The organism is Brachybacterium atlanticum (genome assembly GCF_025669985.1).
Classification (GTDB): Bacteria; Actinomycetota; Actinomycetes; order Actinomycetales; family Dermabacteraceae; genus Brachybacterium; species Brachybacterium conglomeratum.
Genome location: NZ_JAKJJW010000007.1, coordinates 40,914 through 60,520 on the forward strand (window position 1 = coordinate 40,914; position 19,607 = coordinate 60,520).

Sequence of the window (19,607 nt, forward strand, 5' to 3'; positions counted from 1 at the left end):
GCGAGGTCACTCCGTCCGAGAGTTCCCGGTCGTCCGCTTCTGTCCGATTCGATCTCCGGCGCGTCTACTACTCATCAGTAGTTTCCTGGCCACTGGAAGCTCCCCGAGGCTCGTCGCCGTCCTCGCAGGCCGCGGCCGATCCACTGGCACCGGCCGGCGGGGCGTCAGGATCACGCTCCCCCGCATTGTCACGATCCGGTAACGATCGCTGGAGCGGGGCGGGGCGGGCAGCGGCACGGGCGGCATCGTCCCAGTGCTCCCGCGCGCCCTCGCCGCGCTTCTCGGCATCGGTGAGGGAGGGGTCCTCGGAGCGTCGTGCGGGCATCGTCGTCCTTCCGTCGGCGGAGCGGGCGCGTCGAGCGTAGCGCCGTCCGTGTGCGGAGCGCCCTGGCAGACTGGGCCCATGCCGAGCCTGACGCCCTTCCTCCCCCCGCGCACCGCCGAGAACGCTCAGGACGCCATCGTCGACGGGTTCGTCTCCGCGCAGGAATCGGTCGGTCTCACGCTCTACCCCCACCAGGAGGAGGCGCTGCTCGCGATCGCGGCCGGGGACCACGTGATCGCCGCGACACCCACCGGCTCGGGCAAGACCACGATCGCCTACGCCGCGATCTTCGCCGCGATGGCCCGCGGTGAGCGCTCGTACTACACCGCCCCCATCAAGGCGCTGGTGAGCGAGAAGTTCTTCGACCTCGTCGCGCAGTTCGGCGCCGAGAACGTGGGCATGATGACCGGCGACTCCGCGGTGAACCACGATGCGCCGATCATCGTGTGCACCGCCGAGATCTTCGCCAACCACGCGCTGCGCGACGGTCCCGGCTCAGAGGTGGGGCTCGCGGTGATGGACGAGTTCCACTTCTACGGCGACTCGCAGCGCGGCTGGGCCTGGCAGGTGCCGCTCGTGGAGCTGCCTCGCTGCCAGTTCGTGCTGATGAGCGCGACCCTCGGGGACGTCTCCTTCTTCGTGGAGGACCTCGAGGAGCGCACCGAGCGCGCCGTGACGGTGGTGGCCGATGCGCCGCGGCCCGTGCCGCTGGACTTCCGCTGGTCGCTCACACCGCTGCCGGACACGATCACGACGATCCTCGAGGACCGCGACGCCCCGGTGTACATCGTCCACTTCACCCAGAAGGAGGCCCTCGAGCAGGCGCAGGCGCTGCAGGGCGGGAAGATCCTCAGCACCGAGGAGAAGGAGCGGATCCGCGAGCTGATCGGCGACTTCCGCTTCTCCAAGGGCTTCGGGCAGATCCTCTCCCGCCTGGTGCGCGAGGGCATCGGCGTGCACCACGCCGGCATGCTCCCGAAGTACCGGCGCCTGGTGGAGAAGCTCGCCCAGTCCGGTCTGCTGAAGATCATCTGCGGCACCGACACCCTCGGCGTGGGCATCAACGTGCCGATCCGCACCGTGCTGCTGACGGGGCTGGCGAAGTTCGACGGCAAGCGGATGCGCCTGCTGAACGCCCGCGAGTTCCACCAGATCGCCGGGCGGGCGGGACGCGCCGGCTACGACACCGTCGGTCACGTCGTGGTGCAGGCGCCGACGTGGACCATCGAGTTCGAGCGCGAGCGCGCCAAGCAGCGCGCCCGGGAGGAGGCCGGCAAGGCCCCCAACAGCGCGAAGAAGCGCAAGAAGGAGCCCAAGCCCCGCATCCCCGAGGGTGCGGTGAGCTGGTCCGAGGAGAACCTCACCAAGCTCGTCGAGAACCCGCCCGAGGCGCTGCGCCCGCACCTGCGGATCACCGCCTCGATGGTGCTCGCGCTGATCGCGCGGCCGGGCGATGCGGTCGCCGCCGGGCGCCACCTGATCATGACCAGCCATCAGACCCGTGCCCAGAAGCTGAAGCTGGTGCGCGAGGCGGTGGAGATCTTCCGCGGCCTGCGGGACGCGGAGATCATCGAGGTGCTCGAGGAGGTGGACCATCTGGGGCGTCGCTTCTCCCTGGTCGAGGACCTCCAGCTCGACTTCACGATGAACCAGCCGCTGGCCCCCTTCGCGATCGCGATGATCGACTCGCTGGACGAGGAGTCCGAGACGCTCACCCTGGACACCGTCTCGATCCTCGAGGCGATCCTCGAGGACCCACGCCAGATCCTGCTCGCCCAGCAGAACGCCGCCCGGGGCGAGCTGCTCGCCGAGCTCAAGGCCGACGGGGTCGAGTACACCGAGCGGATGGCCCGCCTGGACGAGGTGACCTGGCCGAAGCCGCTCGAGGAGGACCTCGAGGCCGCGCTCGAGATCTACGCCCGCAGCCGGCCCTGGGTGCGGGCCGAGGACCTCTCCCCCAAGTCCGTGGTGCGCGAGATCCACGAGACCGGGCAGACCTTCAGCGAGTTCGTCCAGCGCTACGGCCTGCAGCGCTCCGAGGGGATCGTGCTGCGCTATCTCTCCGACGCCTACCAGGCGATGCGGCGCACGGTCCCGCAGGACCTGCGCACCGAGGAGCTCGAGGACATGATCGAGTGGCTCGGGGTGCTGGTGCGCGGGATCGACTCCTCGCTGCTGGACGAGTGGGAGGCGCTGACCCATCCGGAGGATCTCGAGGACGGGGCCTCGGAGATCCGGCCGACGAGCCCCCGCGGCCTCTCCGCCCAGACGAAGGTGCTGCGCACGATGGTGCGGGCCGCCATGTGGCAGCGCGTGGAGCACTTCGCCTTCGAGCGCGAGGAGCGGCTCGCCGAGCTCGACGGCGCCTCCGGCTGGGACCGGAAGCGCTGGGCGGAGGCGATGGACGCCTACTACGACACCTATGACGAGGTCGGCATCGACGGCCCCGCCCGCTCCCCGCAGCTGCTGCAGATCACCGAGGAGTCCCGGCTGTGGCGGATCCGGCAGGTGCTCGACGACCCGGACCGGAACCACGACTGGGCGATCGAGGCGGAGCTCGACCTGGAGGCGACGGACGAGGCCGGCGAGCCGGTGCTCACGATCACCCACGTCGGCGACATCGCGGACCGCTGAGGGCCCCCGCCCGGGCCCGCCGTCCGAGGACGACGACCAGGGACGACGAGGGCCGATGCCCCGTGCGGGGCATCGGCCGTCGTCGTCAGCAGCGACCTGCAGCGGGGTCGATCAGTACTGCGGGTTCGCCTCGATCCGCTTCTGCGGGTTGGTCTCGATCAGAGGGTTCGTCTCGATCAGAGGGTTCGTCTCGATCAGAGGGTTCGTCTCGATCTTCAGCGGATTGGTCTCGATCCGCTTCAGCGGGTTGGTCTCGATCTTCTGCACGGAGACCGCGGCCTGGGGGTTGGCCTCGATCTTCTGCGGATTGGCCTCGATGGCGCCGGCGGCGCCGGCACCGGCGACGCCGAGCGCGCCGGCGAGCATGAGGCCGGCGGCGAACCTCGCCGCACGGCCGGCGTGAAGGGTGTTCTTGGACTGCGAAGGACGGAAGCTGATCACCGGACAGGTCCTCTCGGTGGTGACGGGGGCGGCTGGATGGGGGAGCCCGCAGGTGCCAGACTACCGTCTGTGAACGCAATCACAAGAGGTGACATGCGTGTCATCCGGGTACTTCCGCGTCCTCCGGGGACTTTCCTGTCCTCCGGAGGGAAGCGGGTCATCCGGGCCGGTGCCGCCCCGCCCTCTCCCGGGTGAGCGACTCGACCGCCGCGCAGGCCTCCTCGAGCCCGGCGCCGCGCGCGACCGCGGCGCCGACGAGGAACGCGGAGATCGGCGCCATCGAGCGCTGCACCCCGTCGGCGACCACTCCCGTCATCATGTGGACCCGGTCCACGTCGAGGTCCACGCCGCCCACCTCGAGGTGCGCGGCGATGTCCCGCATCCACGGCAGCAGCGTCGTCTCCCAGTCGCTCTGCAGCGTCACCGGTTCTCTCGCCGCCATCAGAAGTCCACCTTCTCCCAGCCGCGGCGCTCGGACTCGCGGCGCGGGTCCTTGCTCCGGTAGACGATGTAGGGACGGGTCAGGTAGCCGACCGGTGCCGCGAAGACGTGCACGAGGCGCGTGAACGGCCAGACCGCGAACAGGAGCAGGGCGCTGAGCACGTGGAGCTGGAAGAAGATCGGCGCCTGGCCCATCAGCTCCGTCGAGGGCTGCAGGGTCCAGAACTGCCGGAACCAGATCGAGACGCCCTCGCGGTAGTCGTAGTCGCCGAAGGTGGTGTGCACGAGGGTAGCGAGCACGCCGAAGGCGATCACGAGGGAGAGCAGCAGGTACATGATCTTGTCGCCGACGGTGGTCGCGCCGAAGACGCGCGTGTTCGTGCGCCGCCGGTAGATCAGGATCAGCAGCCCGCCGACGCAGGCGACCGCCGCGGCGAGGCCGATCGTGACCGCCATGAGGTGGTAGACGTGATCGGAGATGCCGACGAAGCGGGTCCAGGACTTCGGGATCCCGAGGCCCACCACGTGGCCGACGAAGATCCCGATGATCCCGAGGTGGAACATCGGCGAGCCGATCGAGAGCAGCTTCGACTCGTAGATCTGGCTGGAGCGGGTGGTCCAGCCGAAGCGGTCGGCGCGGAAGCGCCACACGTGTCCCAGCACGAAGACCGCCAGCACCATGTAGGGCAGCACCACCCACAGCAGCAGGTCGAGGGTCGAGGTGTCGTTCATGAGGGGCGTCCTCTCAGCAGGTCCAGCGGGACGGGTCCGGGGGCGGTGGCCCGGGAGTCGCAGCCGTTCGCGGCGAAGGTCTGACCGGCCAGCGCCCCGGCGTCGGCGTCGAGGCCGTAGCCGTCCAGGCCCACGGTCTCCTCGTCGGGGCCCTCCTCGGCCAGGCGGAGCACGGCGGCGCGGTCGTCGGCGTCCAGCGGCGGCAGCGTCCCGCACAGGGCGAGCAGCGCACCGTGCCAGGGCGAGGAGATCTCCTCCAGGTGGAGGCGCAGCAGCTCCACGCCCGGGCGGTTGCCGCGCAGGATCTTCGCGCCGCGCTCCGGGTCGTGGCCCGCGGCGTACTCGAGCACGAGCGGCAGATGGTCGGGCAGCTCCTGCTCGCCGACCTCGACCCCTGCGGCGCGGAAGTCCTGCTTGATGCGCAGCAGCGCCATCCCGCGGCGGCGGGTGTCGCCGTGGCTGAAGTAGGTCAGGTGCAGGCATCCCCGGCGGCGGGTGTCGAAGGTGTCGACGTACTGCTCCTGGACGAGGACGGGATCCGCCTCCTGCAGGGCGTGGAGGGTGCTGCGCAGCTGGGTGCGGCCCGGTTCGGGCAGGTGCTCCACGAGCTCGGCCACCTGCCCGAGCCGCGAGAGGGTCGCCTCGTCGGGGTAGGTCAGCAGCCAGGAGACCGCGAGCCAGGTGGCGCGCAGCTGCGGGGTCGTGAGGCCGGAGGCGTGCAGGAGGTCCTTCGGCGAGCGCACCCGCTTCGGGGCGAGGGTCGCGGCGCCCGTTCCCCCGCCGTCCGCCGCGGGCGCGCCGTCGGCCGAGCGCCTGCCGAGCAGGCGGGCGAGGGCGCCCATCAGGCACCTCCCGTCGCCGGCTCGGGGAAGAGCCCGTCGGGGCGGCCGCGGCCGTCCCAGTTCAGCAGGTTGATTCGCACGCCCTCGGGGCGCTCGGGCCCGTTCTGCTGACGCTTGGTGGCGTAGCCGGGCCCGGACATGCCCAGCGACTCCTCCGGCAGGGACATGCTCATGCCGGGGCCGCCGGGGGCGTTCAGCGGGCAGTCGGTGCCGACGCCCTCCAGGTCGTGCGCGGACTCGTGGTGCCCGACGGGGATGACGTAGCGGTCCTCGTACTTCGCGATCGCGAGCAGGCGGTACATCTCCTGCATCGTCTCGCCGTCCATCCCGACGGCGTTCGCGATCCCCTCCCGGGGCTCGCGTCCGAGGTTGATGTCGCGCATGTAGGAGCGCATCGCCGCCATCCGGTACAGCACCCGCTCCACGGTGGGGACGTCTCCGGCGGTGAAGAGGTTCGCGAGGTACTCCACCGGGATGCGCAGCGCGTCGATCGCGGCGAAGAGGTTCTCGGCGTCCTCCGCGTCGTAGCCGGTGTCGCGGACGACGTCGACCACGGGCGAGAGCGGCGGGATGTACCAGACCATCGGCATCGTGCGGTACTCGGGATGCAGCGGCAGCGCGACCTCGTAGTCCTTGATGAGCTTGTAGGTCGGGGACCTCTGCGCGGCCAGCAGCCAATCGTGCGGGATCCCCGCGGCCTTCGCGCCGGCGATCACCTCGGGGTCGTGGGGGTCGAGGATGATGTCGCGCTGGGCGCGGTAGAGCTCCTTCTCGTCCCGGGTCGAGGCGGCCTCGGTGACGCGGTCGGCGTCGTAGAGGACCAGGCCGATGTAGCGCAGACGGCCGACGCAGGTCTCCGCGCACACCGTCGGCTCCCCCTGCTCGATGCGGGGGTAGCAGAAGGTGCACTTCTCGGCCTTGCCGGTGCGGTGGTTGAAGTAGATCTTCTTGTACGGGCAGCCGGTGATGCACATCCGCCAGCCGCGGCAGCCGTCCTGGTCCACCAGCACGATCCCGTCCTCCTCGCGCTTGTAGATCGCGCCGGAGGGGCAGGAGGCCACGCAGGTGGGGTTCAGGCAGTGCTCGCAGATGCGGGGCAGGTAGAACATGAAGGTCTGGTCGAACTCGAACTGCACCTTGTCCTCGATGCCCTTGAGCATCGGGTCCTTGTCCTTGTGGAGGTAGGTGCCTCCGAGGTCGTCGTCCCAGTTGCCCGACCACTGGATCTGGGTGCGCTCCCCCGTGATCAGCGACTTCGGGGGCGCGGTGGGGATGTTCTCCTGCTGCGCGGGGGCGTTGAGCAGGTTGTCGTACTCGTACGTCCAGGGCTCGTAGTAGTCCTCGATGCCGGGCAGGCGCGGGTTGGAGAAGAGCTGCAGGAGCTTCTTCAGCCGGCCCCCCGCCTTCGGGGTGAGGCGCCCGGAGGAGGTCAGCTCCCAGCCGCCCTTCCACTTCTCCTGGTCCTCGTAGCCGCGGGGGTAGCCCTGCCCGGGCCGGGTCTCGACGTTGTTGAACCAGATGTACTCCGTGCCGGAGCGGTTCGTCCACGCCTGCTTGCAGGTCACCGAGCAGGTGTGGCAGCCGATGCACTTGTCGAGGTTCATCACCATCGACATCTGGGCCATGACGCGCATGTCGTCTCTCCTCGTTCTCTCGGTGCTCAGTACTCGACGGGGGCGGTGCGCTTGCGGATCATCGTGACCTCGTCGCGCTGGTTGCCCGTCGGGCCGTAGTAGTTGAAGGCGTAGGACAGCTGGCCGTAGCCCCCGATGAGGTGGGAGGGCTTGAGCATGATGCGGGTCAGCGAGTTGTGGATGCCGCCGCGCATGCCGTCCCGCTCGGTCAGCGGCACGTTCACGGTGCGGTCCTGGGCGTGGTGCATGAAGGCGGTGCCCTTCGGCATGCGGTGGGAGACCACGGCCCGCGCGGCGACGACGCCGTTGCGGTTGGTGGCCTCGATCCAGTCGTTGTCGGTGATGCCGACGGCCTCCGCGTCCTCGACGCTCATCCAGATGGTCTGGCCGCCACGGGAGAGGTTCATCATGAAGAAGTTCTCCATGTACATCGAGTGGATCGCCCACTTGTTGTGCGGGGTCAGGTAGCGCACCGAGATCGACGTGCCCGCCTCGTCCTTCTCCCCGAGCGCCCGCTCCCCGAACAGGGCGGTCATGTCCAGCGGGGGCCGGAACACGGGCAGCGCCTCCCCCATCTCGAGCATCCAGTCGTGGTCGAGGTAGTAGTGCTGGCGCCCGGTGAGGGTGTGCCAGGGCTTCTTGCGCTCGACGTTGATGGTGAAGGGGCTGTAGCGGCGTCCGCCGGACTCGGAGCCGGACCACTCCGGGCTCGTGATCACGGGGACCGGCGCGGCCTTCGTGTCGGCGAAGTGGATGCGCTTGCCCTCGTGCTCGGCGGCGAGGTCGTGCAGGTGCGTGCCGGTGCGCTTCTCGAGGGTCTTGAACCCCTCGGTGGCCATGTGCCCGTTGGTGGTGCCGGACAGGCCCAGGATGAACTCGCAGGCCTGCAGGTCCGTCTCGAGCTTCGGCCGGCCCGCGGCAGGACCGGTGCGGTGGACGCCGTTCAGGCGGCCGAGCTCGGCGACGTACTCCTTGACGTCGTAGGTGATGCCCTTGGTGGTCATCCCGAGCTTCTCGAGCAGCGGGCCGATGGAGGTGAACTTCGCGTGGATCTGCGTGTAGTCCCGCTCGACCTCCACGAGGGTGGGCATCGTCAGGCCCGGGACCGGCTCGCACTCCCCCTTCTTCCAGTCGCGGACCCGGCCGTGTGGGGTGGCGAGCTCGCCGGGGGTGTCGTGCTGGAGGGGGAAGGCGACGACGTCCTTGCGGGTGCCCAGGTGCGTCTGGGCCAGCTCGCTGAAGCGTCGCGCGATCCCGGCCCAGGTCTCCCAGTCGGTGCGGGACTCCCACGGGTTCGAGATGGCGGGATTGAAGGAGTGGACGAAGGGGTGCATGTCCGTGGTGGACAGGTCGTGCTTCTCGTACCAGGTCGCCGCCGGCAGCACCACGTCGGAGTGGAGGGTGTGGCTGGTCATGCGGAAGTCGAGGGTGAGCATCAGGTCGACCTTCCCGATCGGCGCCTCCTCCCGCCAGCGCACGTCCCGGGGGCGCAGGTGCTCCGGGGTCTCCTCCTCCGTGGCGGCGGAGTCGACGCCGAGCAGGTGGCGGAAGAAGTACTGGTCGCCCTTGGCGGAGGAGCCCAGGGTGTTCGCCCGCCAGATCGACCAGATCTTCGGGTGGTTCTGCGGGGCGTCCGGATCCTCCGCGGCGAAGTTGATCCCGCCCTGCTTCAGCTGGTCGACGAGATACGGGATCGTCTCCTCGCCCGCGGCGGCGGCGCGGTCGGCGACGTCGAGGGAAGAGATGTCGAACTGGGGGTAGAAGGGCTGCCAGCCCAGGCGCTGCGAGAGGGCGACGGCGTCGGCCGTGGTGGTGCCCGCGAAGCGGCCCGCGCCGGTGGTGGCGGCGAGGGTGTCGGCGCCGAAGCGGTCGTAGCGCCACTGGTCGGTGTGCATATACCAGTAGGTGGTCTGGGTCATCTGGCGCGGGGGCCGCGTCCAGTCCAGGGCGTTGGCGAGGTGGAGCCAGCCGGTGATCGGGCGGACCTTCTCCTGGCCGACGTAGTGGGCCCAGCCGCCGCCGTTGACGCCCTGGGTGCCGCAGAGGTTGGTCAGGGTGAGGAAGGAGCGGTAGATGGTGTCGGAGTGGAACCAGTGGTTCGTGCCGGCGCCCATGATGATCATCGAGCGGCCGCCGGAGTCGATCGCGTTCTGCGCGAACTCGCGGGCGATGCGCGCCGCGGCCACGCCCGGCACGCCGGTGATGGTCTCCTGCCAGGCGGGGGTGTAGAGCGCCTCGGTGTCGTCGAGGCCGCGCGCCCACTGCCCCGGCAGGCCCTCGCGGCCCACCCCGTACTCCGCCAGCAGCAGGTCGAAGACGGTGGTGACGATCCGGCCGTCGATCTGGCGCACGGGCACGCCGCGCGCGACGTCGCCGCGGCCTCCCTGGCCGGCCGTGTCGAAGCGGGGCAGCAGCACCTCGGCGACGTTTTCGTGGTGGCCCAGCAGCGACAGGGCCGGGTCGAGGTCGCCGAGCTCGAGGTTCCAGCGGCCCTCCCCGTCAGCGCTGTAGCGGTGGCCGAGGGTGCCGTTCGGGACGACGTTCCTGCGCTCGCGCGGTCGAACATCATGGGCTTGAAGTCGGCGTGCTCGGTCGCGGCCTCGGCGGTGCGGTGCTCTCCCGCCTCGCTCGCGACGAGGAACTTGCCGGGCACGAGATTCCCGTCCTCGCGCCGCTCGAGCTGCACCAGGAAGGGCAGGTCGGTGTACTGGCGGGAGTACTCCTGGAAGTAGGGCACCTGCTTCTCGACGTAGAACTCGCGCAGGATCGTGTGGCCCATCGCCATGGCGAGCGCGGCGTCGGTGCCGGGGTGCGGGGCGAGCCACTCGTCGGCGAACTTGACGCTCTCGGCGTAGTCGGGGGCGACGGAGATGACCTTCTGGCCGCGGTAGCGCGCCTCGGCCATCCAGTGCGCGTCGGGGGTGCGGGTCAGGGGCACGTTCGAGCCCCACATGATCAGGTAGGCCGCGTCCCACCAGTCCCCGGACTCGGGCACGTCGGTCTGGTCGCCGAAGACCTGCGGGGAGGCGGGCGGGAGGTCCGCGTACCAGTCGTAGAAGGACAGCATCGAGCCGCCGATGAGCTGGTGGAAGCGGGCGCCGGAGGAGAAGGAGACCTGGCTCATCGCGGGGATCGGCGAGAAGCCGGTGGCGCGGTCGGGGCCGAACTCCTTCACGGTGTGGACGTAGGCGGCGGCGACGAGCTCCTCCGCCTCCTCCCAGCTCGCGCGCACCAGCCCGCCCTTGCCGCGGGCACGCTTGTAGCGCATGGCCTTCTCCGGGTCGGAGACGATCGCCTTCCACGCCTCGACCGGGTCGTGGCCCGGAGCCTTGGCCTTCTCCTCGCGGAACAGGCGCAGCAGCTCGGAGCGGACGTAGGGGTAGCGCACCCGGGTGGGCGAGTAGGTGTACCAGGAGAAGGAGGCGCCGCGGGGGCAGCCGCGCGGCTCGTACTCGGGCTTGTCGGGGCCGGCGGAGGGATAGTCGGTCTCCTGCGACTCCCAGGTGATCACGCCGTCCTTGACGTACACCTTCCAGGAGCAGGAGCCGGTGCAGTTCACGCCGTGGGTGGAGCGGACCACCTTGTCGTGGCTCCAGCGCTCGCGGTAGAACGAGTCGCCGCCGCGGCCGCCGACGCGATGGGTCTCGCGGTTGTCCTCGCTGATCCGCTCGGAGCGGCTGAACATCTTCCGCGCCCCGATCAGCGCGTCGAACACCGGTGAGTCCATGCCCGGCTCGGCGGGGTCCTGGCGGTCCTGGATGGTCATGGGAAGGCTCCTCCTGGTCGGGGACGACGGGTCAGCGGTGACGGATCAGACGGTGGCGGCGGCCCGGCGGGCGCCGCGGCCGACGAAGAGGGTGACGACGACGGCGCCGAGGGTGGCGATCAGCAGCAGGACGATCCCGAGGGAGTAGCTGCCGCTGCCGGCGTGGATCGCGGCCATCACCAGCGGCGGGACGAAGCCGCCGAGGCCGCCGGCGGCGCCGACGAAGCCTGTGACGGAGCCGACGACGGACGGGTCGGCGGCCTGGGCGACCAGGGCGAAGACCGCGCCGGAGCCGAGGCCGAGGCCGGCGGCCATGACGATGAAGTCGATCGTGCCCAGCGGCATCAGCGCGGGCTGGAAGGCGAGCATGAGCGCGGCGAGGGCCACGGCCACGTAGGAGATCAGCAGCGTGCGCACGGCGCCGATCCGGTCCGAGAGGGTTCCGCCGAGCGGGCGCATGATCACCGCGACGATGACGAAGCCGGCCATGCGGAAGGAGGCGTCGGCCGTGGTGAGGCCGTACCAGTTCTTCAGCATCGTGGGCAGGAAGACGGAGAAGGCGACGTAGCCGCCGAAGGAGAGGGCGTAGAGGTAGCAGGCCTGCCAGGTGACCTTCTGCCGCATGGCGAGCAGGGTCTGGGAGAGCATGCTCTTGCCCGAGGGCTTCCAGGTGGGGGCGTCGTGCATGAACAGCCAGGCGAGAACGGCGTAGAGGACCAGCGCGACCGCGGTGACGATGAAGGGGGCGGCGCTGCCGGCCGCGTCCACGAGCGGCACCGTGGTGAAGGCGCTGATGGCGGTGCCGCCCATGCCCACCCCGTACAGGCCCGTGGCCATGCCGCGCTTGGCGGGCGGGAACCACGAGTTCACGAAGGGGACGCCGATCGCGAAGGTGGTGCCGGCGATGCCGAGGAAGAATCCGCCGAGCAGCAACGTGGAATAGGAGTACTGGCCGGCGAGACCGAGGAACAGCACCGGGATCACGGTCAGCAGGGACACCAGCGGGAACATGAGGTGCCCGCCGAACCGGTCGGAGAGGCCGCCCATCAGGATCCGGCCCAGGGAGCCGACCAGGACCGGCAGCGCCACGATCAGCGAGGCATCCTGCGCCAGACCCTGCTCGACATAGACCGGGCCCAGCGGGCTGAGCAGCGCCCAAGCCCAGAAGTTCACCCCGAAACCGAGGGTGACCAGCAGGAGCGCTCTCCAGGCTCCGGGCGGGACGGTGTCCTGGGCGGTGGTCGTCGTGGCGGCGGAGGACGGGGACCCGGTCATCGAGTGGCTCCTCGGACGTGTGCGGAAACGAAGGTCGAGCACTGCTCGACGACGCACCGCAGAGGGGAACTGTACGTCGTAAGCATTCTCGGCCCGTGCGGCCACCCTAGAGGACTTCAGTCCCGGAAATGACTGTTCCCGGAGAAACCCGCAAGTTTCCACCGGAATGCAACGAATTCCGCGACCCAAGGGTCACGGAATTCGTCAGCATCGGGCCCTCACGGACTCATCCCGGGGCGTCGAGCTCCAGGTCCACCATCAGCTCCGCAGCGATCGTCTCGAGCGCCTCGCGCACGTCCGCCTCGTCGGACTCGGTCGGGAGGCGGAGCTCGGCCTCGGCCTCGAAGAGCATGCCGCCGCCCTCGGGCGCCTCACGGGTCCAGGAGCGCAGTCCGTCGATGGTCGCGCCCTGAGAGCGCAGTGCCGTGGTGACCTCGCGGACCATGCCGGTGCGGTCCTGGCCCAGCAGGTGCAGGCGGAGGGCGCGGGCGGGACCGGGCGGAGCGGTCTGCTCGGCGACGGCGGCCTCCACCGCGAGCCCGATCTCGGCCTCGAGGCCCTCGAGCGCGGAGAGGAAGCCCTGGACCGACTCGTCGGGGAGGTCCACCTGCACGATGCCGGCGAACTTCCCGGCCAGCAGCGCGAGCTGGCTGTCCACCCAGCTGCCGCCGTGCTCGTCGACGGCTGCGGCGAGGGCGGCGACGAGGCCCGGTCGGTCGTCCCCGATGGCGGTGAGCACGTAGGTCGTCATGGGAGTCACACTAGCGCTCCCCGGCGTGGGAGACCCCCGGAACACCGGACTTGTAGAGCCCGTAGGTGTACGCGTCGAAGACCGCCTCCCAGGAGGCCTCGATGACGTTGGGTCCCACGCCCACGGTCTGGAACTCCAGGCCCCGGCCCGAGGTGCGCACGAGCACCCGCGTGGTCGCGTCGGTGCCGTGCTGGGAGTCGAGGATCCGCACTTTGAAGTCCCGCAGCTCGAACTCGTCGACCTCCGGGTGGCGCTCCCGCAGCGCCTCGCGCAGGGCGAGGTCCAGGGCGTTGACCGGGCCGTTGCCCTCGGCGATCGCGACCTTCCGCTCGCGCTCTCCCCCGCCGTCGGCCCGCAGCTTCACGGTCGCCTCGGTCTCGAGGGTCCCGTCGCGGCCCAGCTGGGAGGTAGCCCGCCAGGACTCGACCGAGGAGTAGCTCGGCACGCGGCCGAGCTCGTCCAGCAGGAGCAGCTCGAAGGAGGCGTCGGCCGCCTCGTAGGAGTAGCCCTCCGCCTCACGCTGCTTCACGGTCCGGGCGAGTCGCGAGAGGAGCTCCGGCTCGTCGGCGAGCTCGAAGCCGAGCTCGCGGCCCTTGAGCTCGATCGAGGCGCGGCCGGCCATGTCGGAGATGATCATGCGCATGTCATTGCCGACCGCCCGGGGATCGGTGTGCTGGTACAGGTCCGGGTCCACCCGGATCGCGCTCGCGTGCAGCCCGGCCTTGTGCGCGAAGGCGCTCGCCCCGACGTAGGGGGCGCGGGGGCTGACGGGCATGTTCACGATCTCGCCGATCGCATGGGAGATCCGGGTGGACTCGGCGAAGGTCTCCTCGGGCACCAGGTCCATGCCCATCTTCAGCTGGAGATCGGCCAGGAGCGTGATCAGGTCGGCGTTGCCGGTGCGCTCCCCGTAGCCGTTCACGCAGCCCTGCACGTGGGTGATCCCCGCACGGACGGCGCTGATCGCGTTCGCGACCGCGCAGCCGGTGTCGTTGTGGGTGTGGGCGCCGAGCCGGGCCCCGCCCGCACCCGCCGTCTCGAGACGGGAGCGCAGGTCCTCGATGATCTCGGTGACCTGGTGCGGCAGCATGCCGCCGTTGGTGTCGCACAGCACCAGCACCGCGGCGCCGGCCTCGTGCGCGGCCACCAGCACGGAGGTCGTGTAGTCGGGGTCCTGGAGGAAGCCGTCGAAGAAGTGCTCCGCGTCGACGAACACCTCGCGGCCGAGGCCGACGAGATGCGCGACCGTGTCGCGGACCATCGCGAGGTTCTCCTCGGCGGTGGTGCGCAGCGCACCGGTGACGTGGCGGAGATCGGACTTCGCGACCAGCGTGATCGTCGGCGCACCGGAATCGACGAGCGCGCGCACCTGCGGGTCCTCGGTGACGTCGACGCCCGCCTTGCGGGTCGCGCCGAAGGCGGCCAGACGCGCCGTGGACAGCTCGAGCTCGGTCGCCGCGCGGGCGAAGAACTCCGTGTCCCGCGGGACGGCGCCCGGCCAGCCGCCCTCGATGTAGGTCACGCCGAGGTCGTCGAGATGGCGGGCGACGGCGAGCTTGTCGGTCACCGAGAGGGTGAGCCCCTCCTGCTGGGAGCCGTCGCGCAGGGTGGTGTCGTAGAGGTGGAAGGCCTCGATCGTGGGAGTGGTCATGGGCTGCTCACACCAGCCGGGTCAGCCAGCCGTGACGGTCCGGGACCCGGCCGTACTGGATGTCGGTGAGCTCCTTGCGCAGCGCCAGGGTGACCTCGCCCGAGCCGCCGTCGCCGACGGTCCAGGAGCCCTTCCTCGAGCGGAACTCGCCGATGGGGTTGATCACCGCGGCGGTGCCGCAGGCGAACATCTCGGTGATCTCGCCGGACTCGAGCTGCTGCTCGACCTCGCTCATCACGAGCTTCTGCTCGTGGACCTCGAGGCCGCGGTCCTCCGCGAGGCGCAGGATCGACAACCGGGTGACGCCCTCGAGGATCGAGCCGGTCAGCGACGGGGTGAGCAGGCGGCCGTCCTTCGTGATCGCGACGACGTTCATGCCGGAGAGCTCGTCGATCGAGGTGTGGGTCTCGGAGTCGAGGAAGAGCACCTCGTCGGCGCCGTTCTCCGCGGCCTCCCGCTTGCCCAGCAGCGAGGAGGCGTAGTTGCCGCCGCACTTCGCGGCGCCGGTGCCGCCGGCGCCGGCGCGGGCGTACTCGTCGGTGATCCACACGACCAGCGGCTGGACGCCGCGGGGGAAGTAGGGACCGGCCGGGGAGGCGATGACGTAGTAGTCCACGGTGTGCGCGGCCCGCACCCCGAGGAACTCCTCGCTGGCGAACATGAAGGGTCGCAGGTAGAGGGACTCCTCGCTGGTCGCCTCGGGCACCCATGGCTCGTCGGCCGCGACGACGGCCTTCAGCGAGGTCAGGAAGTCCTCGACCGGCAGCTCGGGCAGGGCCAGGCGCCGGGCGGAGCGCTGCATGCGCTCGGCGTTCGCCTCGGGGCGGAAGGTCCACACCGAGCCGTCGGCGTGGCGGAACGCCTTGAGGCCCTCGAAGATCTCCTGGCCGTAGTGCAGGACGGCGGAGGCGGGCGAGAGCTCGAGCGGGCCGTAGGGCACGACCTCGTCCCGGCCCCAGCCGCCCTCGACGGTCCAGCGGGCGCGGGCCATGAAGTCGGTGTAGTGCTGGCCGAAGCCCGGGGCGGCGAGGATGCTGGCGCGCTCGTCGTCGCCCACGCGACGGGTGGTGCTGGTCTGGGGGAAGGCGAGTGCGCTCACGGGGATCTCCTCGGCGGGGTTCGGCAGAGTCAGTGTGTCAGGTGCGGGCTCTCAGCGCCCGGTGATCGCGGCGACGAGGTCGTCGCCGATGCGGGCGGTGCCGCGGGAGGCGAGCGACGCATCCGCCGCTCGGGCGGCCAGGTCGTTCTCGACCGCGGCGCGGACCGCGGCGGCGGGCTCGATGTGGCCGAGGTGGTCCAGCAGCAGCGCGACCGAGAGCACGGTCGCGGTGGGGTCGGCCTTGTCCTGGCCGGCGATGTCGGGGGCGGAGCCGTGCACGGGCTCGAACATCGAGGGGAAGGCGCCGGTGGGGTTGACGTTCCCGCTCGCCGCGAGACCGATGCCGCCGCCGATGGCGCCGGCGAGATCGGTGACGATGTCGCCGAAGAGGTTGTCGGTGACGATGACGTCGAAGCGGGAGGGGTCCTGGACCAGGTAGATCATCATCGCGTCGACGTGGGCGTAGTCGACCTCGACGCCGGGGTGCTCGGCGCCGACCTCCTCGACGATGCGGCGCCACAGGTGCCCGGCGTGGACGAGCACGTTGTGCTTGTGGACGAGGGTGAGCTTCTGACGGCGGGCCTCGGCCTGCTCGAAGGCGTAGCGGACCACGCGCTCGACGCCGACGGCGGTGTTCAAGGAGACCTCGGTGGCGACCTCGAGGGGGGTGCCGGTGCGCATGGAGCCGCCGTTGCCGACGTAGGGGCCCTCGGTGCCCTCGCGCACGACGAGGAAGTCGACCTCGCCCGGCTCGGCCAGCGGGGTGGAGACGCCCGGGAACAGGCGGGTGGGGCGCAGGTTCACGAAGTGGTCGAAGCCGAAGCGGAGCTTCAGCAGCAGGCCCCGCTCGAGCACGCCGGAGGGCACGCCGGGGTCGCCGACGGCGCCGAGCAGGATCGCGTCGTGCTGCGCGAGAGCCGCCATGTCCTCGTCGGTCAGGGTCTCCCCCGTCCGGTGCCAGCGCCCCGCCCCGAGGTCGTAGTCCGTGGTGCGGACCGCGACGCCGGCGGGCTCGAGGGCGGCCTCGAGAGCGCGCAGGCCCTGGGGGACGACCTCCTTGCCGATGCCGTCGCCCTCGATGACGGCGAGATCGAGGGTGCTCGGGGCGGGGGTGGTGCTCATTGCTGGTGCTGCTCCTGAGAAGGGGGTGGGATCAGTAGACGAGGTCGACGGCGTGGATCGAGCGCGCGTCGATCGCGGCGCCCAGCTCCTCGGCGAACTCGCGGGAGACGGACTCGTCCAGGTCGAGGACCACGAGGGCCTCAGCGCCCTGGGCGCGGCGGACGCGGGAGACCTGCATGCCGGCGATGTTGATGCCGGCCTCGCCGAGGAGGGCGCCGTACTTGCCGATCAGGCCCGGCCCGTCCGAGTAGCGCAGGATCAGCAGGTGGTCGCTCAGCGGCACGTCGAGCGCATGGCCGAAGACGTCGATGAGCTTGTGCTCCTGGTCCACGCCGCTGAGCGTGCCGGAGACGGCCACGACGCCGCCGCCGCGCAGCGTGCCGCGCAGGGTGATGACGTTGCGGAAGCGCTCGGTGGTCTCGTCGGTGACGAGGTTGACGGCGATGCCGCGCTCCTCGGCGAGGACGGGGGCGTTGACGTAGCTGACCTGCTCGGTGACCACGGAGCGGAACATGCCGCGCAGGGCGGAGAGCTTCAGCGCGGTGACATCGCGGGAGGCGATCTCGCCGTGGACCTCGATGTCGAGCACCTCGGGGGCCTCGCCGGCCAGGGCGGTGAAGAGCTGGCCGAGCCGGTCCGACAGGGCGACGCCCGGGCGGACCAGGTCGTCGATCGCGCCGCCGGCGACGTTGACCGCGTCGGGGACGAGCTCGCCCGCGAGCGCCAGGCGCACGGACTTCGCCACCGCCACGCCGGCCTTCTCCTGCGCCTCGGCGGTGGAGGCGCCGAGGTGCGGGGTGAGGGTGATGTTCTCGAGCTCGAGCAGCTTCGCGGCGGTCTCGCTCTTCGCGGGCGGCTCGGAGGAGTACACGTCCAGGCCGGCCCCGGCGATCTGCCCGGTGCTCAGCGCGGTGTACAGCGCCTCCTCGTCGATCAAGCCGCCGCGGGCGGCGTTGACGACGTGGAGGTTCGGCTTCGCGAGCGCGAACTCCTCGGCGCCGATCAGGCCCGTGGTCTCAGGGGTCTTGGGCATGTGGACGGTGAGCACGTCGGCCTCGCGCATCAGCTCGTCGAGCTCGACGACGCGTGCGCCGAGCTCGGCGGCGCGGGCGTGGTTGACGTAGGGGTCGTAGGCCAGGAGCGTCACGCCGAAGGGGCGCAGGCGCTCGGCGACGAGCTGGCCGATGCGGCCGAAGCCCACCACGCCGACGGTCTTCTCCAGCAGCTCCACGCCGGTGAGCTGCTTGCGCTCCCAGCGGCCGGCCTTCACGGAGGAGTCGGCGCGGCCGAGGTTGCGCAGCGAGGCGAGGATCAGCGCGATCGCGAGCTCCGCAGCGGAGACGATGTTGGAGGTCGGGGCGTTGATGACCATGACGCCCGCGGTGGTGGCGCCGGGGACGTCGACGTTGTCCAGGCCCACGCCGGCGCGGGCGACGACGCGAAGCTTCGGGGCCGCGGCGTACACCTCCGCGTCGACCTGGGTGGCGGAGCGGACCAGTAGGGCATCGGCCTCCGCCACTGCGGCGAGCAGCGCGGGACGGTCGGTGCCGTCCACGCTGCGGACCTCGACGTCGGGGCCCAGGACCTCGACGGTGGCGGGCGACAGCTCCTCAGCGATGAGCACGACAGGACGCGTCACGGAATCTCCTCCGGTACGGATGGCGGTCGTCGCTCACGCCCTCGGGTGCGACGGGTTTCAGGGGACAGCGTAGTCCCGTGTCCGCCATGCGGGAACGAGGGTCAGGATGCGAGACCGTTGCACGAAGGACGGCGGCGGGAGCACCTCGTGGGTGCTCCCGCCGCCGTCTGGGGACCGGGTGGGTCAGCGCGCGGCGCTGCCCTCGACGTAGTCCGAGTCGATGGACTGCGCGCTCCAGGAGAACATCTTGCGCAGGTCCTTGCCGACCTTCTCGATCGGGTGCTCGGCCTCCTCGGCGCGGAGCTTCTTGAACTCCTCGGCGCCGTTGTCCTGGTCGTCGATGAAGCGCTTGGCGAAGGCGCCGGACTGGATGTCGGCGAGGATCGCCTTCATGTCGGCCTTCGTCTGGTCGGTGACCACGCGGGGGCCGGAGACGTAGTCGCCGTACTCGGCGGTGTCGGAGATCGACCAGCGCTGCTTGGCGATGCCGCCCTCGTTCATGAGGTCGACGATCAGCTTGAGCTCGTGGAGGACCTCGAAGTACGCGATCTCCGGCTGGTAGCCGGCGTCGGTGAGGGTCTCGAAGCCGGCCTGGACGAGGTGGCTCATGCCGCCGCACAGCACGGCCTGCTCGCCGAAGAGATCGGTCTCGGTCTCCTCGGTGAAGGTGGTCTTGATGACGCCGGCGCGGGTGCCGCCGATGCCCTTGGCGTAGGACAGGGCGAGGTCCCAGGCGGATCCGGTCGCGTCCTGCTCCACGGCGACGATGTCCGGGATGCCGCGGCCGGCGACGAACTCGCGGCGCACGGTGTGGCCGGGGGCCTTCGGGGCGATCAGCAGCACGTCGACGCCCTCGGGGACCTCGATGTAGCCGAAGCGGATGTTGAAGCCGTGCGCGAAGGCGATCGCCTTGCCCTCGGAGAGGTGGGGCTTGATCGAGTCCGCGAAGACCTTCCGCTGGTCCTGGTCGGGGGTGAGGATCATGATCAGATCCGCCCACTCCGCGACCTCGGCGACGGTCCCGACGGTCAGGCCCTCCTCCTGGGCCTTCGCGGCGGACTTCGAGCCCTCGCGCAGGCCCACGCGGACCTCGACGCCGCTGTCGCGCAGGTTCAGCGCGTGGGCGTGGCCCTGCGAGCCGAAGCCGACGACCGCGACCTTCTTGCCCTGGATGATGGACAGGTCGGCGTTGTCGTCGTAAAAGATCTCAGCCACGTTGTGCTCCTTCGATGGTTGCGTGTGGGCCTCGGGGCGA

13 protein-coding genes and 1 pseudogene are annotated in these 19,607 nt (G+C 70.7%); 1 reads left to right on the plus strand and 13 read right to left on the minus strand.

Features of this window, described 5'->3' with window-relative positions; translation table 11 throughout:
- Nucleotides 1-403: 403 nt before the first annotated feature.
- Nucleotides 404-2,959 (plus strand): DEAD/DEAH box helicase, encoded by a 2,556-nt coding sequence (locus L3K22_RS05130; protein WP_263310455.1) that lies wholly within the window; start codon nucleotides 404-406, stop codon nucleotides 2,957-2,959.
- A gap of 111 nt (nucleotides 2,960-3,070) precedes the next feature.
- Here L3K22_RS05130 and L3K22_RS05135 read toward each other — a convergent pair whose 3' ends face one another.
- The 13 genes and pseudogenes from L3K22_RS05135 to ilvC all read right to left on the minus strand — a co-directional run bounded on the left by L3K22_RS05135 (nucleotide 3,071) and on the right by ilvC (nucleotide 19,567).
- Nucleotides 3,071-3,400 (minus strand): hypothetical protein, encoded by a 330-nt coding sequence (locus L3K22_RS05135; RefSeq protein WP_263310456.1) that lies wholly within the window; start codon nucleotides 3,398-3,400, stop codon nucleotides 3,071-3,073.
- Nucleotides 3,401-3,557: 157 nt separating this feature from the next.
- Entirely contained in the window at nucleotides 3,558-3,842 is a 285-nt protein-coding gene (locus tag L3K22_RS05140) for a DUF6457 domain-containing protein (RefSeq protein WP_010552269.1), read from the minus strand.
- A complete protein-coding gene (narI, locus tag L3K22_RS05145) occupies nucleotides 3,842-4,573 on the minus strand; it encodes a respiratory nitrate reductase subunit gamma (RefSeq protein WP_263310457.1) in 732 nt (243 codons plus the stop codon). Before narI ends, L3K22_RS05140 begins: the two co-directional genes overlap by 1 nt.
- Nucleotides 4,570-5,415: a nitrate reductase molybdenum cofactor assembly chaperone gene (gene narJ / locus L3K22_RS05150; protein WP_263310458.1), complete on the minus strand. Its 846-nt coding sequence runs from the start codon at nucleotides 5,413-5,415 to the stop codon at nucleotides 4,570-4,572. The genes narI and narJ overlap by 4 nt, the downstream gene beginning before the upstream one ends.
- Entirely contained in the window at nucleotides 5,415-7,049 is a 1,635-nt protein-coding gene (narH, locus tag L3K22_RS05155; RefSeq protein WP_259883194.1) for a nitrate reductase subunit beta, read from the minus strand. The genes narJ and narH overlap by 1 nt, the downstream gene beginning before the upstream one ends.
- A gap of 26 nt (nucleotides 7,050-7,075) precedes the next feature.
- Nucleotides 7,076-10,815: pseudogene (locus tag L3K22_RS05160) on the minus strand (nitrate reductase subunit alpha).
- A gap of 45 nt (nucleotides 10,816-10,860) precedes the next feature.
- Nucleotides 10,861-12,090 carry a nitrate/nitrite transporter gene (locus L3K22_RS05165; RefSeq protein WP_263310459.1) on the minus strand — a complete coding sequence of 410 codons (1,230 nt, stop codon included), beginning with the start codon at nucleotides 12,088-12,090 and terminating at the stop codon, nucleotides 10,861-10,863.
- Nucleotides 12,091-12,316: 226 nt separating this feature from the next.
- On the minus strand, nucleotides 12,317-12,841 hold the full coding sequence (locus tag L3K22_RS05170) for a glycine cleavage system transcriptional repressor (protein WP_263310460.1): 525 nt from the start codon (nucleotides 12,839-12,841) through the stop codon (nucleotides 12,317-12,319).
- A 10-nt stretch (nucleotides 12,842-12,851) separates the two neighbouring features.
- Nucleotides 12,852-14,492, minus strand: coding sequence for a citramalate synthase (gene cimA / locus L3K22_RS05175; RefSeq protein ID WP_263310461.1), 1,641 nt, complete (start codon nucleotides 14,490-14,492; stop codon nucleotides 12,852-12,854).
- A gap of 7 nt (nucleotides 14,493-14,499) precedes the next feature.
- On the minus strand, nucleotides 14,500-15,591 hold the full coding sequence (locus L3K22_RS05180) for a branched-chain amino acid aminotransferase (RefSeq protein WP_263310462.1): 1,092 nt from the start codon (nucleotides 15,589-15,591) through the stop codon (nucleotides 14,500-14,502).
- A gap of 51 nt (nucleotides 15,592-15,642) precedes the next feature.
- On the minus strand, nucleotides 15,643-16,713 hold the full coding sequence (locus tag L3K22_RS05185; RefSeq protein ID WP_263310463.1) for a 3-isopropylmalate dehydrogenase: 1,071 nt from the start codon (nucleotides 16,711-16,713) through the stop codon (nucleotides 15,643-15,645).
- A 31-nt stretch (nucleotides 16,714-16,744) separates the two neighbouring features.
- Nucleotides 16,745-18,352 (minus strand): phosphoglycerate dehydrogenase, encoded by a 1,608-nt coding sequence (gene serA, locus L3K22_RS05190; RefSeq protein WP_263310464.1) that lies wholly within the window; start codon nucleotides 18,350-18,352, stop codon nucleotides 16,745-16,747.
- Between the two features lie 183 nt (nucleotides 18,353-18,535).
- Complete coding sequence (ilvC, locus tag L3K22_RS05195; protein WP_053916833.1) at nucleotides 18,536-19,567, minus strand: ketol-acid reductoisomerase; 1,032 nt, start codon at nucleotides 19,565-19,567, stop codon at nucleotides 18,536-18,538.
- Nucleotides 19,568-19,607: the final 40 nt, after the last annotated feature.

Coding starts and splice junctions, on each gene's coding strand:
- L3K22_RS05130 (WP_263310455.1), top strand. CDS start 404: ATGCCGAGCCTGACGCCCTTCCTCCCCCCGCGCACCGCCGAGAACGCT.
- L3K22_RS05140 (WP_010552269.1), bottom strand. CDS start 3,842: ATGGCGGCGAGAGAACCGGTGACGCTGCAGAGCGACTGGGAGACGACG.
- narI (WP_263310457.1), bottom strand. CDS start 4,573: ATGAACGACACCTCGACCCTCGACCTGCTGCTGTGGGTGGTGCTGCCC.
- narJ (WP_263310458.1), bottom strand. CDS start 5,415: ATGGGCGCCCTCGCCCGCCTGCTCGGCAGGCGCTCGGCCGACGGCGCG.
- narH (WP_259883194.1), bottom strand. CDS start 7,049: ATGCGCGTCATGGCCCAGATGTCGATGGTGATGAACCTCGACAAGTGC.
- L3K22_RS05165 (WP_263310459.1), bottom strand. CDS start 12,090: ATGACCGGGTCCCCGTCCTCCGCCGCCACGACGACCACCGCCCAGGAC.
- L3K22_RS05170 (WP_263310460.1), bottom strand. CDS start 12,841: ATGACGACCTACGTGCTCACCGCCATCGGGGACGACCGACCGGGCCTC.
- cimA (WP_263310461.1), bottom strand. CDS start 14,492: ATGACCACTCCCACGATCGAGGCCTTCCACCTCTACGACACCACCCTG.
- L3K22_RS05185 (WP_263310463.1), bottom strand. CDS start 16,713: ATGAGCACCACCCCCGCCCCGAGCACCCTCGATCTCGCCGTCATCGAG.